General features: G+C 68.6%; 15 protein-coding genes. 6 read left to right on the top strand and 9 right to left on the bottom strand.

The window, feature by feature from the left end:
• Window positions 1–195: 195 nt before the first annotated feature.
• Together hslU and hslV are read right to left on the bottom strand one after the other, a co-directional pair.
• Window positions 196–1,497, bottom strand: a complete 1,302-nt coding sequence (hslU, locus tag DFR50_RS20150) for an ATP-dependent protease ATPase subunit HslU (RefSeq protein ID WP_113891058.1) — start codon at window positions 1,495–1,497, stop codon at window positions 196–198.
• Between the two features lie 4 nt (window positions 1,498–1,501).
• Window positions 1,502–2,068 (bottom strand): ATP-dependent protease subunit HslV, encoded by a 567-nt coding sequence (gene hslV, locus DFR50_RS20145; protein ID WP_113891057.1) that lies wholly within the window; start codon window positions 2,066–2,068, stop codon window positions 1,502–1,504.
• A 229-nt stretch (window positions 2,069–2,297) separates the two neighbouring features.
• Between hslV and DFR50_RS20140 the strand changes: the two genes are divergently transcribed.
• A complete protein-coding gene (locus tag DFR50_RS20140; protein WP_113891056.1) occupies window positions 2,298–2,843 on the top strand; it encodes a cyclin-dependent kinase inhibitor 3 family protein in 546 nt (181 codons plus the stop codon).
• 2,031 nt (window positions 2,844–4,874) lie between these two features.
• Here the strand turns inward: DFR50_RS20140 and guaD are convergent.
• Both guaD and puuE read right to left on the bottom strand, forming a co-directional pair.
• Complete coding sequence (gene guaD, locus DFR50_RS20130; RefSeq protein ID WP_113891055.1) at window positions 4,875–6,173, bottom strand: guanine deaminase; 1,299 nt, start codon at window positions 6,171–6,173, stop codon at window positions 4,875–4,877.
• Window positions 6,170–7,591: an allantoinase PuuE gene (gene puuE / locus DFR50_RS20125; protein WP_113891054.1), complete on the bottom strand. Its 1,422-nt coding sequence runs from the start codon at window positions 7,589–7,591 to the stop codon at window positions 6,170–6,172. Before puuE ends, guaD begins: the two co-directional genes overlap by 4 nt.
• Window positions 7,592–7,714: 123 nt before the next feature.
• Here puuE and DFR50_RS20120 point away from each other — a divergent pair, with 123 nt between their 5' ends.
• The 5 genes from DFR50_RS20120 (at window position 7,715) to DFR50_RS20100 (ending at window position 10,463) form a co-directional block, all read left to right on the top strand.
• A complete protein-coding gene (locus tag DFR50_RS20120) occupies window positions 7,715–8,515 on the top strand; it encodes an enoyl-CoA hydratase/isomerase family protein (protein ID WP_113891053.1) in 801 nt (266 codons plus the stop codon).
• A 22-nt stretch (window positions 8,516–8,537) separates the two neighbouring features.
• Window positions 8,538–9,323 (top strand): TSUP family transporter, encoded by a 786-nt coding sequence (locus DFR50_RS20115; protein ID WP_113891052.1) that lies wholly within the window; start codon window positions 8,538–8,540, stop codon window positions 9,321–9,323.
• 110 nt (window positions 9,324–9,433) lie between these two features.
• Window positions 9,434–9,697 carry a 30S ribosomal protein S20 gene (rpsT, locus tag DFR50_RS20110; RefSeq protein WP_113891093.1) on the top strand — a complete coding sequence of 88 codons (264 nt, stop codon included), beginning with the start codon at window positions 9,434–9,436 and terminating at the stop codon, window positions 9,695–9,697.
• Window positions 9,698–9,766: 69 nt separating this feature from the next.
• Window positions 9,767–10,045, top strand: coding sequence for a DUF3297 family protein (locus DFR50_RS20105; RefSeq protein ID WP_113891051.1), 279 nt, complete (start codon window positions 9,767–9,769; stop codon window positions 10,043–10,045).
• Between the two features lie 46 nt (window positions 10,046–10,091).
• Window positions 10,092–10,463, top strand: coding sequence for a VOC family protein (locus tag DFR50_RS20100; RefSeq protein WP_113891050.1), 372 nt, complete (start codon window positions 10,092–10,094; stop codon window positions 10,461–10,463).
• Here the strand turns inward: DFR50_RS20100 and DFR50_RS20095 are convergent, their stop codons facing one another.
• The 5 genes from DFR50_RS20095 to coaBC form a co-directional block, all read right to left on the bottom strand.
• Complete coding sequence (locus tag DFR50_RS20095) at window positions 10,464–11,102, bottom strand: DsbA family protein (protein WP_113891049.1); 639 nt, start codon at window positions 11,100–11,102, stop codon at window positions 10,464–10,466. It abuts the gene before it with no gap.
• Window positions 11,103–11,233: 131 nt separating this feature from the next.
• A complete protein-coding gene (cysK, locus tag DFR50_RS20090; RefSeq protein WP_281016776.1) occupies window positions 11,234–12,208 on the bottom strand; it encodes a cysteine synthase A in 975 nt (324 codons plus the stop codon).
• A 109-nt stretch (window positions 12,209–12,317) separates the two neighbouring features.
• Window positions 12,318–12,770, bottom strand: coding sequence for an RrF2 family transcriptional regulator (locus DFR50_RS20085; RefSeq protein WP_113891048.1), 453 nt, complete (start codon window positions 12,768–12,770; stop codon window positions 12,318–12,320).
• Window position 12,771: 1 nt separating this feature from the next.
• Window positions 12,772–13,236, bottom strand: coding sequence for a dUTP diphosphatase (gene dut, locus DFR50_RS20080; protein ID WP_113891047.1), 465 nt, complete (start codon window positions 13,234–13,236; stop codon window positions 12,772–12,774).
• On the bottom strand, window positions 13,233–14,471 hold the full coding sequence (coaBC, locus tag DFR50_RS20075) for a bifunctional phosphopantothenoylcysteine decarboxylase/phosphopantothenate--cysteine ligase CoaBC (RefSeq protein WP_113891046.1): 1,239 nt from the start codon (window positions 14,469–14,471) through the stop codon (window positions 13,233–13,235). Before coaBC ends, dut begins: the two co-directional genes overlap by 4 nt.
• Window positions 14,472–14,489 lie beyond the last annotated feature (18 nt).

The raw sequence follows: 14,489 nt of genomic DNA, 5'->3' as shown, positions 1-14,489 counted from the left end.
AAGGACGACCCGCGTGTCGACGCCGAGCTTCGCGCGTTTCTCGGTCGCGCCTACCAGCTCAAAGCCATTGCAGACTACGAAGCCGGTCCTGGCGCGAACGTGACGGAGGCGCAGGCGTCTGAAGCGATCGCGGTCGCCCGGCGTTTTGTCGCCGTCATCGGAGCGATCATCGAATGAGGCCGCGCAGCCGCCGCCTCACAGAATGAACCGGCTCAGGTCCGCATCGCCCGCGAGGTCGCCGACCTGCTTCTCGATGAAGGCGCCGTCGATCTTGACCGTCTCGCCCGAGCGGTCGGCGGCGGTGAAGCTCACGTCGTCGAGCGCCCGCTCCATCACCGTCTGAAGCCGCCGCGCGCCGATGTTCTCGACGGTGCCGTTGACCTTGGCGGCGATGCGGGCGATCGCGGCGATGGCGTCTTCGGAAAATTCGAGCGACACGCCTTCGGTTTTCAGGAGCGCGGTGTACTGCTTGATCAGGCTCGCCTCGGTGTCGGTCAGGATGCGCTTGAAGTCGTCCTCGGTCAGCGACTTGAGCTCGACCCGGATCGGCAGGCGGCCCTGCAGCTCGGGCAGGAGGTCCGAGGGCCGGGCGATGTGGAAGGCGCCGGAGGCGACGAACAGAATGTGGTCCGTCTTGACCGCGCCGTGCTTGGTCGCGACCGTGGTGCCCTCGATCAGCGGCAGGAGGTCGCGCTGCACGCCCTCGCGCGACACGTCCGCGCCGCCGCGGCCGTCGCGGGCGCAGATCTTGTCGATCTCGTCGAGGAACACGATGCCGTTGCTTTCGACCTCGGCCAGCGCGTCGCGCACGATCGCATCCTGGTCGAGCAGCTTGTCGGCCTCCGCCGCCACCAGCGGCTCGCGCGCCTCGGCGACCGTCATGCGCCGCGGCTTCGTCCGCTGCCCCTTGCCGAAGATGTCGCCGAGGTTGATTGCGCCGATCGAGGCGCCGGGCATGTTGGGCAGCTCGAACATCGGCATGTTGGATCCCGTCTGCGGCAGCTCGATCTCGACCTCCTTCCCGTCGAGTTCGCCGGCGAGAAGCTTGCGCCGGAACGCTTCGCGGGTCGACGAGGACGAGGTCGCGCCTACCAAGGCGTCGAGCAGCCGCTCCTCCGCCGCGAGCTCCGCCTTGGCCTCGATGTCCTTGCGCTTTCGCGCCTTGGTGAGCGCGATGCCGACCTCGACCAGGTCGCGCACGATCTGCTCGACGTCGCGGCCGACGTAGCCGACCTCGGTGAACTTGGTCGCCTCGACCTTGAGGAACGGCGCGCCGGCGAGCCTGGCGAGGCGCCGGGCGATCTCGGTCTTGCCGCAGCCGGTCGGGCCGATCATCAGAATGTTCTTCGGCATCACCTCCTCGCGCATCGGCGAGCCGAGGCGCAGGCGCCGCCAGCGGTTGCGCAGCGCGATCGCGACCGCGCGCTTGGCCTCGCCCTGGCCGACGATGTAGCGGTCGAGTTCCGAGACGATCTCGCGCGGACTGAGTTCCGTCATGGGGTCAGAGACTTTCGACGATCAGGTTCATGTTGGTGTAGACGCAGATGTCGGCGGCGATGCGCATCGACCGGCGCACGATCTCCTCGGCGTCGAGTCCGATCGGCAGGAGCGCCCGCGCGGCGGCGAGCGCGTAGTTGCCGCCCGAGCCGATCGCCGTCGCCGATCCGTACTCGTCCGCTTCAGGCTCGAGCACGTCGCCAGCGCCGGAGATCGTGAAACCCGACGTCCTGTCGGCGACGAGCAGCATCGCTTCGAGCCGGCGCAGGTAGCGGTCGGTGCGCCAGTCCTTGGCCAGTTCGACGCAGGCGCGGGCGAGCTGGGCCGGATATTGCTCGAGCTTGGCCTCGAGCCGCTCGAACAACGTGAAGGCGTCGGCGGTCGCCCCGGCGAAGCCGGCGATCACCTCGCCCTTGGCGAGCCGGCGCACCTTTCGCGCATTCGCCTTGACCACGGTCTGGCCCATGCTGACCTGGCCGTCGCCGCCGATGACGACCCGGGGCCCCTTGCGCACCATGAGGATGGTGGTGGCGTGCCACCCCGGAAACGGGGCGGCGGCTGCGTGCGGCATCGGCGTTCGTCCTTCGGTCACAGGCGCCGCACATATGGGCGGAGGAGGCGGGGCGCAAGTGCGCGCCCGAGACCGGGCCGGACGGCCTCGCGGCGGTCGGGCGTGTCGACCGGACGCCCGCTGATCGGCGCGACCGGTGCGTCCACGTGTCACGGCGCCCGCCGGCAGAAAGCCTGCCGCCGTTCGTGATAGTTTCGCGGCTCCAACCCATTTCGGAGACGCCCCTTCCATGATCAGAACGAGCGAAACCGACCCGATCCATATCGCCGAACTCGACCTCGGCGCCGGATGCGGCAGAATTGGCGTGACCTTCGCCCCCGGCAAGAACGACGGGGAGTCGTTCGGCGGCAGCTGGGCGAGGGATCTCGACAGGGACCTCGACGCCATCGCCGCGTGGGGCGCGAAAATCGTGGTGACGCTGCTGGAGCAGCGGGAGCTGCGCGGACTCGCGATCACCGAGCTCGGCGCCGGCGTCGAGCGTCGCGGCATGGAGTGGCTGCATCTGCCGGTCCCCGACGTGAGCACGCCGGGACCCGATTCCGACGCGGAGTGGCGGGCGGCGAGCCAACGCCTCCGGTCGCAACTGGAAGCGGGCGACAACATCCTCGTGCATTGTCGCGGCGGCGTCGGGCGCGCCGGCATGATCGCCGCCCGACTCCTGGTCGAGACCGGCGTCGACCCCGACGTGGCGATGGGCCGCGTCCGCGCCGTCCAGCCGGGCGCGATCGAAACCGGGGCTCAGGAGCATTGGGTGCGGACCGGGCCGCGGGCGTAGCGCGCGGCCCGGTCCGTCTTCCGGACGATGGCTTCGAGCCGCGGGGCTCGGATTGCGGCGCCGAAGATGGCGAAGCAGGGCGCTCGGCAGACAATTCGTTGCGAAAAAACGAAATGTAGACTATGGTGTTTTCGATTGGGCATGTTTCGCTGACGACGAAGCGCCCGGCTGTCTGACATCCAGAAGCACAACCTGCGCAGGCTCGCGCCTGTCGGCCGGCGGCAGCGCCGCCCTCTCCCTTCCGGGAGAGAAACAGCCGGGCGAAGCCCGGCAGGGTGAGGGCCCGCAACGCCGACGGTCGGCGTGGCGCCCCCTCACCTGGCCGCTTCGCGGCCTGTCCTCTCCCGGAGGGAGAGGGGTTGCGAACCGCCTGCCGCCGCGGCGAGGGTGTTGCGATCGCCCATAACTGCCAAGCCGGCGTCATCGCCCCCGCCTCGGCGTCGACGACCGTCCGTCATTCCCTAAGGCGCCCCAAGGCTTGGCAGGTACAGTCGCCCGGACAATCCCGCGCAAAGCTTTGAAAACGCTCAAAACCGGCCGATATCGGGGGGCGCGCTTCTGCGCTCGGCGCCGCGACCAGAGCGCGGCGCCCGGAACATGGCTGCGCGCTCCGTCGAGCGCCCAGCTCCCTCGGGAGGGTTCGAGGCTCGGACCGCCTTGAAGCGCGTCTCGCGCTCCCGGGCGGCGGGACAGCCGCCCCTCCACGCTCTGCGCCTCGATCGTCGCGAACCTCACGCCGTCCACCCCCGGCGCGCCGTCATTCTCCCGACAGAGCGCGTAGGCGTGAGCCAGAATGTCGATCCGATAAATCTTGTCGTAAAGCATGTAGAAGCGATAGGCCGGCTCCGCCTTCGCCTTGCAATAAAGCTTCCTCTGAAGGCTCCTGATCTTTTCCGGTGTTTCCAGGCTCACGCCAATCCTCCGGTCCTCGTCCTCGCCTTCTTCAACAAGCGCATCTGAAGCAAGGGACCTTCCCTCCCCCGGAGTTACCCGGCTTCGACAGGACTACGTCCCTCTCCGACTCCCGTTCGAACCGCCGCCCAAGGCGACGTTCGAGGCCGCTACCCCCGGCTCAAACGGGTCTCCCCTGTTGCTCGTTTCTCTCTCCCCACGTGCCGCGCCCACTACCCCGGCGGTCGAACAGGTGCTCGTGTCGATTTCTTCCCTGTCCGCGCAGCCTTCCCCAATCGCCATGTGGGTCGGCAGCCGCATCTCCACTTTCGAGGCCTGCTCGGGCTTCATTCACATTGCGGCCCGCCGGATCGCTCAGCCGCCACGCGGCCTTTGTCACGAGGCTTCGATCCCAGCAATCGCTCGCCAAAACCGCTCGTCAGCTACCGGACCTACCGACAAATATCCGGGTGGAACCTTCCTCCACTAGAGAAACGCGCCTTGCAGGGCGCACCGGCGATCCAGGGGGGCGCGGCCAAGGTCCGCCGTATGCCGGAGTCGCCACGCTGCAACGTCGGCGCAGGCGGCCCCTGGATCTCCGCGTCGCCCTTCGGGCTCCTCGCGAGGACGGCGGGAAACGTCATCGCCCCCGCCTCGGCGTCGACGACCGCCCGTCATGCCCTAAGGCGCGCCAAGGCTTGGCAGGTACAGTCGCCCGGACAATCCCGCGCAAAGCTTTGAAAACGCTCAAAACCGGCCGACATCGGGGCGCCCGCTTCTGCGCTCGGCGCGGCGATGAGAGCGCGGCGCCCGGAACATGGCTGCGCGCTCCGTCGAGCGCCCAGTTCCCTCGGGAGGGTTCGAGGCTCGGACCGCCTTGAAGCGCGTCTCACGCTCCCGGGCGGCGGGACAGCCGCCCCTCCCAGCGCGTCCGCCCCTGGCGAACAACCGCCCCGGGCGTTACGGTCGCCCGGAAAATCCCGCGCAACCTGTTGAAAACGCTCAAAACCGGCCGACATCGGGGGGCGCGCTTCCGCGCTCGGCGCGACGACGAGAGCGCGGCGTTCCGGAACCGCCGCTGCGATCACACGGAAACCGTCTCATACCCCGCGCAGAGGTCGAGGCCGCCCGGCCGCCGGCTCACGCCTTCTTGGGCTCGCCCGCCACGTAAGTCTGGCGCACGGCGCGGTCGTCGCCGAGGGTCATGAGCACGAACAGCTCCTGTTCGAGGTCGTCGACCCGCTCCATCCGGTGCGCCATGGCCGGGGTGGCGTGCGAATCGAGCACCACCAGATCGGCGTCCTTGCCCGGTTCGATCGAGCCGATCGCGTGGTCGAGGCTCAGCGCCCGGGCGTTGCCGAGGGTCATCTGATAGAACGCCTCCGCCGCCGGCCACGACTGGCCGCCGAGCTGCAGGACCTTGTAGCCCTCGGCCGCGGTGCGCAGCATTGAGTAGCTGGTGCCGCCGCCGACGTCGGTGGCGAGCCCGATCCGCACCCCGGCTCGGGCGAGCCGCGTGCGGTCGAACAGGCCGGAGCCGAGAAACAGATTCGAGGTCGGGCAGAAGGCCGCAACCGAGCCCGTCCCGGCCATCGCCGCGATCTCGTCGCCGGTCATGTGGATGCAGTGGCCGAACACCGAGCGCGGCCCGAGCAGCCCCGCCCGCGCGTAGACGTCGAGATAGTCGCGCGCCTCCGGGAACAGCTGGCGGACGAACTCGATCTCGTCGGTGTTCTCGTCGACGTGCGACTGCATGTAGACGCCGGGGAATTCCTTCATCAGCGCCCCCGCCGCCTCGAGCTGTTCGGGCGAGGAGGTGACGGCGAAGCGCGGCGTGACCGCGTAGTCGAGCCGTCCCCGGCCGCGCCAGCGCCCGATCAGCGCCTTCGAGTCGTCGTAACCCGTCTGAACGGTGTCCAGGAGCCCCTTCGGCGCATTTCGATCGAGCATCGCCTTGCCGGCGATCATCCGAGCGTCGGCGCGCTCGGACGCGGCGAAGAAGGCGTCCGCGGACTGCGGATAGACGGTGCAATAGACGAGCGCCGTCGTCGTGCCGTTGCGAAACAGTTCGGTGAGAAAGAACTCGGCGACCCGCGCGCAATGGTCCGGGTCGGCGAACCGCTGCTCCTCGACGAAGGTGTAATTGTGCAGCCAGTCGAGGAGCTGGGCGCCGTAGGAGGCGATCACCTGCGTCTGCGGATAGTGGATATGGACGTCGATCAGCCCCGGCATGACGAGCGCGCCCGAATGGTCATCCACGACCGCGTCCGCCGGCGCGAGGTCCAGAATGGCGCGCGCCTCGCCCACGGCCGCGATCCGTCCGCCCTCGACGAGGACCGCGCCGTCGTCGATCCTGCGGAGCGCGTCCGTGCCGGCCGCCGCCGGATCGTCGGCGAAGCTCAGGACGCGCCCGCGGACGACCCGCGTCGCCCGGCTCACGACAGGATCTCCTGAAGGCGCAGCGCCGCGATGCGGTCGATTTCGGCCAGCGCCGTCCGCGTCTCCGCCTCCGCATCGTTGCCCAGCCGGCGCCGGAAGGCCGCGAGAATCTCGGCCTTGTCCTTGCCCTTGACCGCCATGATGAACGGCATGCCGAAGCGGGCGCGGTAGGCCTCGTTGAGATCGGTGAACGCCTTCAGCTCGTCCGGGCTCAGCCGGTCGAGCCCCGCGCTCGCCTGCTCGCCAGTCGATTCCGCGGTCAGGAGTTTCGCCTGCGAGAGGCGTCCGGCGAGATCGGGGTGAGCGAGAATCAGCGCGCGCTTCTGCGCGTCGCTCCCGCCCACGGCCGCTCCCGCCATCGCGCGCGCGAGCCCCTCGGCGGCGGCGGCGTCCGCGCCGAGCCCGGCGTCCCAGGCCGCGGCCGCGACCCAGGGGGAATGCTCGTAGACGCCGCCGAACCGCTCGAGGAACAGCGTCCTCGTCAGCTCCGCCGGCTTCCAGCCGCCGGCGGGCGGGTGTTTCTGAATCCAGCGGCGCGCGATGTCGAGCCGGGTCGGAACCCAGGCCTTGTCGTGGGCGAGCACGTAGTCGAGGAACCGCGCCAGCGCCGCCGCCCGTCCGGGACGGCCGACGAGACGGCAGTGCAGGCCGACCGACAGCATTTTCGGCGCGACGTCGCCTTCGGCGTAGAGGGTGTCGAACGAGTCCTTGAGGTAAGCGTAGAACTGGTCGCCGCAATTGAAGCCCTGCGGCGTGGCGAAGCGCATGTCGTTGGAGTCGAGCGTGTAGGGGACGAGGAGTTGGGGCCCGCGCGGGCCTTCGATCCAGTAGGGCAGATCGTCGGAATAAACGTCGGCGCAATAGACGAAGCCGCCCTCCTCGGCGCCGAGGCGGATGGTGTTGACCGAGGAGCGCCCCTGGTAGAAGCCGAGCGGACGCGCGCCCGCGACCTCGGTGTGGATGCGGATCGCCTCGGCAATGTGCCTGGCTTCGACCTCGGGCGGCGTATCTCGATAGTCGATCCACTTCAGGCCGTGGGTGGCGATCTCCCACTTGGCCTCGTTCATCGCCGCGACCGCCTCCGGGTTGCGCGCCATCGCGGTCGCGACCGCATAGACCGTGACCGGCGCCGAGCGCTCCGTAAACATGCGGTGCAGGCGCCAGAAGCCGGCGCGCGAGCCGTATTCGTAGATCGACTCCATGTTCATGTGCCGCTGGCCCGGCCAGGGCGCGGCGCCGACGATCTCCGACAGAAAAGCCTCCGAGGCGGCGTCGCCGTGGAGGATGTTGTTCTCGCCGCCTTCCTCGTAATTGATGACGAACTGCACCGCGACGCGCGCCCCGTTCGGCCAGTCCGCGAAAGGCGGCGTGCGTCCGTAGCCGACCATGTCCCGCGGATACTCGTCTCTGCTTGTCATGCCGCTCCTCGCGCGCGTCGCGCCCCGTGATCGGCGCAACGCTACGACACGCCGCGGTTTGCTCCAACCCGGCAAATGCTCCAGAAAGGGCGCCGCGCGTTCCCCGCCTCCTCGTAGGGCCTCATGACCGACATCACCCTGAGCTTCGAACCGCCGTTCGCCCGGATCGTCCTCAACCGGCCGGACCGGCGCAACGCCATCTCGCGCGCGATGTGGCGCGCGCTGCCGGCGATCCGGTCCTCGATCGAGGCGCGGACCGACGCGCTCGTCGTGCTGCTCGAAGGCGCCGGCGGCCATTTCAGCGCCGGCGCCGACATTTCCGAATTCGATGAGGTCTACCGTGACGCTGCCGCCACGCGCGACTACGGCGATGCGATCCAGGACGGCCTCAGGGCGCTGAGCGCTATCGACCGGCCGACCGTCGCGGTCATGCAGGGCAATGTCGTCGGCGGCGGCATCGCGCTCGCGATCGCCTGCGACCTCCGCTTCTGCGCCGCCGACGCCTATCTCGCCATTACCCCGGCGAGGCTCGGCCTCGTCTACGGCCACGCCGAGACCCGGCGTCTCGTCGAACTCGTCGGCCCGGCGCGCGCCAAGGACCTTTTGTTCACCGGCCGGCGGATCGAGACGGACGAAGCGCTCGCGATCGGCCTGATCGACCGGCGAATCGAGACGGCGCTGCGCGAAACCGCGCTCGGCTACGCGCGCGGCCTCGCCGATCTCAGCCAGACCTCGATCCGCAGCGCGAAGCGGACGGTTGACGCGATCGCCGGCGGCCTGACGGTGGAGACGCCGGCGTTCCGCGCGCTGGTCGAGCGGGCGGCCCTCGGTCCGGACTTCGCCGAAGGCCGCGCCGCCTTCGGCGAGAAGCGGCCTGCCCGCTTCGCCGCCCGCGACGCCACCTCTCCGGTCGCGGAGAGTTGAGCCCGGGCGCGGGACGGTCGCGATGACGCTGTCCTTTCTGGCGACGCTCGCCGCCGTCGGGTTCGGCTCCGGCTTCGTCGATGCGATCGCCGGCGGCGGCGGACTCGTGACCCTGCCGGCGCTGGCGCTCGCGGGACTGGATCCTGTGGCGGCGGTCGCCACCAACAAGCTCGCCTCGACCTTCGGCTCCGGTTCGGCGACGCTCAGCTTCTGGCGCGCGGGCAAGATCGAGTCGGGGATGGCGCCGTCGGCCCTCGCCGCGCTCGGCGGCGCAGCGCTCGGCGCGCTCGCCCTGCCGTGGGCGCCGAGCGCCTTCCTCGCTCGGGCCCTGCCGGTCGTCCTCGTCGCGGTCGCGCTCTATTTCGCGCTCGCGCCCCGTCTCGGTGAGATCCAGAAGCCTGCACGCCTTTCCGTCCGCGGCTTCGCGGCGACGCTCGCGCCCGCAATCGGCTTCTATGATGGGGTGTTCGGACCCGGGGCCGGCGCGTTCTACATGGCGGCGCTCGTCGTCCTTTGCGGGTTCGGCCTCACCCGGGCGATGGCGGGGGCGAGGTTCGCCAATTTCGGCAGCAACGTCGGGTCCCTCGCGGTCTATGCGCTCTCCGGGCATATCGTGGTCGCGGCGGGCCTCGCGATGGGCGCCGGCGCGTTTCTCGGCGCCCGCGTCGGCGCGAACGCCGCCTTGCGCGCCGGGGCGCGCCTGGTCCGGCCGCTGATCGTCACGATGAGCTGCGCGATGGCCCTCAAGCTCATGACGGCGCCGGGCGGGCTTCTTTCCCTGGCCTGGCGTTTCGCCGGCGGCGGTTGACGCGGTCGGGCGAAAAAGCATATAAGCCCGCGATCAAGGCTGGGCCCTCGCCCGGCCTCATTGTTTTTGCGCGAATGCGCGGCGAGCCGCGCTCCGAGGGAATCGAGTTCATGGCCAATACCAAGTCGGCCCAGAAAGCCGCCCGCCAGACCATCCGCCGCACCGCGGTCAACAAGTCGCGCCGCAGCGAGATGCGTACTTACGTCCGCAAAGTCGAGGAGGCGCTCGCCTCCAAGGACCCGAACGCGGCGGCCGAAGCCCTGCGCGCGGCGGAGCCGAAGCTCGCGCGCGCCGCGCAGAAGGGCATCGTTCACAAGAACGCCGCCTCGCGCAAGATTTCGCGCCTCGCCAAGCGCGTCAAGGCGCTCGCCTAAGCGAGGGTACCGGACCGACCGCTAGGGCCGCGGGTTCGCCGCCCCGTGTTGCGATCGACGGACGCCACGATGACCGCTCAGACGACCGACGCCCCTCCCGATCGGCTCAGCATCGACCCGGCGAGCCCGCACTATGACGGGGTGGCGCTGGCGCGCGGCGTCGGCATCCGGTTTCGTGGGTCGGAGCGCACCGACGTCGAGGAATATTGCGTCAGCGAGAACTGGATACGCGCTCCGGCCGGCAAGACCCGCGACCGCAAGGGCAATCTGCTGCTGGTGAAACTGACCGGTCCGGTCGAGCCCTATTTCGTCGCGCCGGCTGCGCCGACCGCTGCTGACGGAAACTGACAGCGCCGCGGGCTACGGATCGTCCCGTTCACCGGAGTCGATCCCCATGTCCAACGTCAGTTTCATCCTCGTCTATGTCGACGACGTCGCCCGAAGCGCGGCGTTCTACGCTTGGCTCCTCGACCGTCCCGCCGTCGAATCCTCGCCGACATTCGCGATGCTTCCCGCCGCCCCGGGCCTGATGCTGGGCCTGTGGAGACGGGACGGCGTCCAGCCCTCCGCGACCGCCGCAGGGGGCGTCGAGATCGCCTTCACGGCCGAAAGCGACGGCGATGTCGACGCCCTGTGCGCCGCCTGGCGCAGGAAGGGCGCGTCGATCGTGATGGAGCCGACGGCGATGGAGTTCGGCTACACCTTCGTGGCGCTCGACCCGGACGGCCAGCGCCTGCGGGTGTTCGCTCCCGTCGCGGGCGGCTGATCACTTCCCGATCTGCGCCCGGAACTTCGCGACGACGTCGCTGAACTGGTCATAGTTCAGCGACGCCGCCACCAGATAGGGGCCGACCAGATAGACGGGCGTGCCCTGAAGGTGGAGCGCGTTCGCCTGCGTCCCGTTGCGGCGAAGACAATCCATGATCGCGTCGCCATGAGCGTCGAGATCCTTGTCCAACCGGGCGATGTCGACGCCCGCCGACGCGACCGCGGCGCGCATCGCGGCATCCGAAGATCGCCCATGCAGGGCCATCAGAGCCGCGTGCGCGGGCTCGTATTTACCCTGGTAGTTTGCGGCGAGCGCGAGCCGCGCGCCCGTGACCGAGCTTCGCGCGAGGATCGGCCAATCCTTGTAGACAAGGCGGATCTTGCCGTCGCTCGCCACCAGTCGCTGCAGGTCGGGTTCGGCCCGCTTGCAGAACGGGCAGTTGTAGTCGATGAAGGCGACGATCGTTACATCGCCGGTCGGGTCGCCGCCGACTGGCGCGTCCGGATCATCCAGGATCGCATGGATGTCGACCGTGTTCGCCGCCGCCGCGCGTCCGGCCTGCGGCGCGGCGGCCTCGCCGATCAGGACCGACGCCGCGCCCGCCGGGAAGGCCAACAGAAAACGCCTGCGGTCCATGTCATTCTCCTCGACCCTGCGCTCCGCCGGCGACCCTCGGACGAGCTTGCGCGTGGGTCTGACGCATCACGACATCCGAAGCCAATCATTTCTCCGCGAGCGGCAAGCGGGGCCCGTCGGGCGCGCGCCCTTCACAAGCCTTCGAACAACGCCGTCGACAGGTAGCGCTCGGCGAACGACGGGATGACGACCACGATGGTCTTGCCGGCGCTTTCCGGGCGGCGGCCGACATCGATGGCGGCCGCGATCGCCGCGCCGGACGAAATGCCGACCGGCACGCCTTCGATGCGCGCGGTGAGCCGCGCCATGTCGAAGGCGGTCTGGTTCCCGACCGCCACGACCTCGTCGATGATCCCGCGGTCGAGAATCGAGGGCGCGAAGCCCGCGCCGATCCCCTGAATCTTGTGCGGCCCCGGCGCCCCGCCGGACAGCACTGGCGAGTCCTCCGGCTCCACCGCGACGATTCGCACGCCCGGCTTGCGCGCTTTCAGCACCTGCCCCACGCCCGTGATCGTGCCGCCGGTGCCCACGCCGGCGACGAAGATATCCACCTCGCCGTCCGTATCGTTCCAGATTTCCTCGGCGGTGGTGCGTCGATGAATCTCGGGGTTGGCCGGGTTTTCGAACTGCTGCGGAATAAGCGCGCCCGGGGTCGTGGCGACGATCTCGTTTGCCTTGGCGATCGCGCCCTTCATGCCGAGCGCGGCCGGCGTGAGCACGAGTTCGGCGCCGAGCAGCGCCAGCATCTTGCGCCGCTCGATCGACATCGACTCCGGCATCACCAAAATCAGCTTGTAGCCGCGCGCCGCGGCGACGAAGGCGAGCGCGATGCCGGTGTTGCCGGACGTCGGCTCGACGAGAACGCCCTTGCCCGGCGCGAGCTTGCCCTGCGCCTCGAGCGCGTCGATCATCGCCACGCCGATGCGGTCCTTGACGCTTGATATCGGATTGAAGAATTCGAGTTTGGCCAGGAGACGCGCGTCGACGCCTTTTTCCTTGGCGAGACGGTCGAGCGCGACGAGGGGCGTATCGCCGATGGTGTCGGTGATCGAGGCGTAGACCCGCCCCCGGCCCGGCTTGCGTCCGGCGCCTGCATCCATCATCATCACGTGCGTCTCCGTAAACAGACATCGTCCGGGCCGTCGCTTGCGCGGCTCGGTCCGGACGATGCGCCTTTAACCGAGGCTGATCTATATATCGTCGGTTATATCGCCGCTAGATAGCAAAATCGCCCGAGGTCTTCTCGTCGTCGAGCACGTGCGCCTGTTCCGCCGTTTCGCACATGTTCTCGACCGTGATTGCGTCCAGGTTGGCGAGGAACGACTCCCCGGCCTTCTTGACGGTCGGGTCGATGACCCGCTCCAGGAGGAGCGAGTTCGCGCCCAGATCGTCCGGATCCGCCGTGCTCAACGACATCGCAGTGCGGACGATTTCGCCGACCGTGATGCGCCGGCGCTCCCGGGCCAGTTCATAGCCGCCCCGAGGCCCGCGCACGCCCTTGAGAATCTTGGCGTGAACGAGACCCTGGAGCAAGGTCTCCAGGTGTCGGGGAGGCAGTTTGTGACGCGCGGCGAGGGCCTTCGCCGCAACCGGCGCGGACCTCGAGTGCAACGCGACATCGACAACGGCGGCGATGGCGAGGACGCTCCGTCGCGATAGCAGGTTCATATCAATCCTCCTCTGATGAGCGCCCGGTGGAGCCGAATCCATTTGCACCCCTTGCGCTCGCAGTGAGCCGCCCGCCCGCAATGAGAGCGACGCGTTCCACAGGACAAACGACGAGTTGCGCAATGCGCGCGCCCCGCCGAACAACAAAGGGCTTGGTTCCAAAATTGATGAGTATGACGCCGATTTCCCCTCGGTAATCGGCGTCGACCGTTCCCGGACTGTTGAGGACGGTCACACCCTCATGCAGTGCGAGCCCCGAACGCGGTCTGATCTGCCCTTCAAAACCCTTGGGCAGCTCGATTGCCAACCCGGTCGGGATCAACGACCGGGCCCCGGGGGCCAGAACAACCTCCCCGTCGGCCGGCAACGCGGCCAAGAGGTCCATCCCCGCCGCATCTTCACTCTTATACGCCGGCAATTGCAAGCCCTCGCCGTGCGGAAGCTGTGTGTAAACAACTGGAATCACGAGCGCTTCGCCAATTCTACAGCGAGCTTCGCAACGAGCCGGTCGGCGACGGCCGCCTTGCTCATCGACGGCCAGCGCTCGACGCCTTCCGCGCCGATCAGCAGCACCTCGTTTGTTTCGCCGCCGAAAGTCGTGGTTCCGCTCGCGACACTATTGCCGATGATGAAATCACACCCCTTGCGCAGCAATTTGGATTTCGCATTGTCGACTAAGTGATTCGTTTCCGCTGCGAACCCGATCACGACAGCGGGACGTGGCTTGTTCATCTTGGCGACTTCCGCAAGTATATCGGGGTTTTCAACAAGTCGCAGGGTCGGGGCGCCGCCTTCGCCCTTCTTGATCTTCTCGTTATCGACACGTTCGACTCGCCAATCGGCCACCGCAGCCGCCGCTATGAAGGCGTCGGCAGGCAATGCGGCGGCAACCGCAGCTTGCATCTCAAGCGCGGTCTCAACGTGAACGACAGTCGCACCGGGCGGATCGGGCAGCGCGACGGGCCCGGTGACGAGGATAACATTTGCGCCGGCGCCAACAGCCGATTGCGCGATTGCATGGCCCTGGCGACCCGACGACCGGTTGCCGATGAACCGGACCGGATCAATGGGCTCATAAGTCGGACCCGACGTGACAATCACTCGTCGCCCGGCAAGCAAGCTGGGCCTTTCCGGCGAATCAGCCGTCTTCGAGAGCGCCCTCTCGATCGCATCAACGATCGCCGCGGGTTCGGCCATGCGACCGGGGCCGAATTCGCCGCACGCCATCGGACCTTCGTCGGGACCGGCAAATGCGACGCCATCGGCCCCGAGCCGTTCGATGTTCCTCTGGGTTGCCGGATGCAACCACATCCGTACGTTCATCGCCGGCGCGACGAGCACGGGCTTGTCGGTCGCCAGCAGGAGCGTCGTCGCCAGATCGTCCGCAAGCCCTCCCGCCATTCGCGCCAGCAGATTGGCGGTGGCCGGCGCCACCACCACCAGGTCGGCGGAACGGGACAGTTCGATGTGGCCGATCAGCGATTCGTCGGTCAGGTTGAATAACGCGTCCCGAACCGGCTGCCCGCTAAGCGTCGCAGCCGACAGCGGCGTGATGAACTGGCGCGCCGAATCGGTCATCACCACCTGCACCGCGGCGCCGCGGTCTCGAAGGCGCCGAATCAGCTCGAGCGACTTGTAGGCGGCGATCCCGCCTCCGATGACCAGAAGAATGCGCGCTGCCGCTAGGGGAACGGCGGTCATCGGTCTTCAAGGCCGGTC

The sequence above is a fragment of the Roseiarcus fermentans genome, from assembly GCF_003315135.1.
Taxonomy (GTDB): Bacteria; Pseudomonadota; Alphaproteobacteria; order Rhizobiales; family Beijerinckiaceae; genus Roseiarcus; species Roseiarcus fermentans.
The sequence above is the reverse complement of the archived record's forward strand: the minus strand, read 5'-3'. Positions and strand labels throughout refer to the sequence as shown.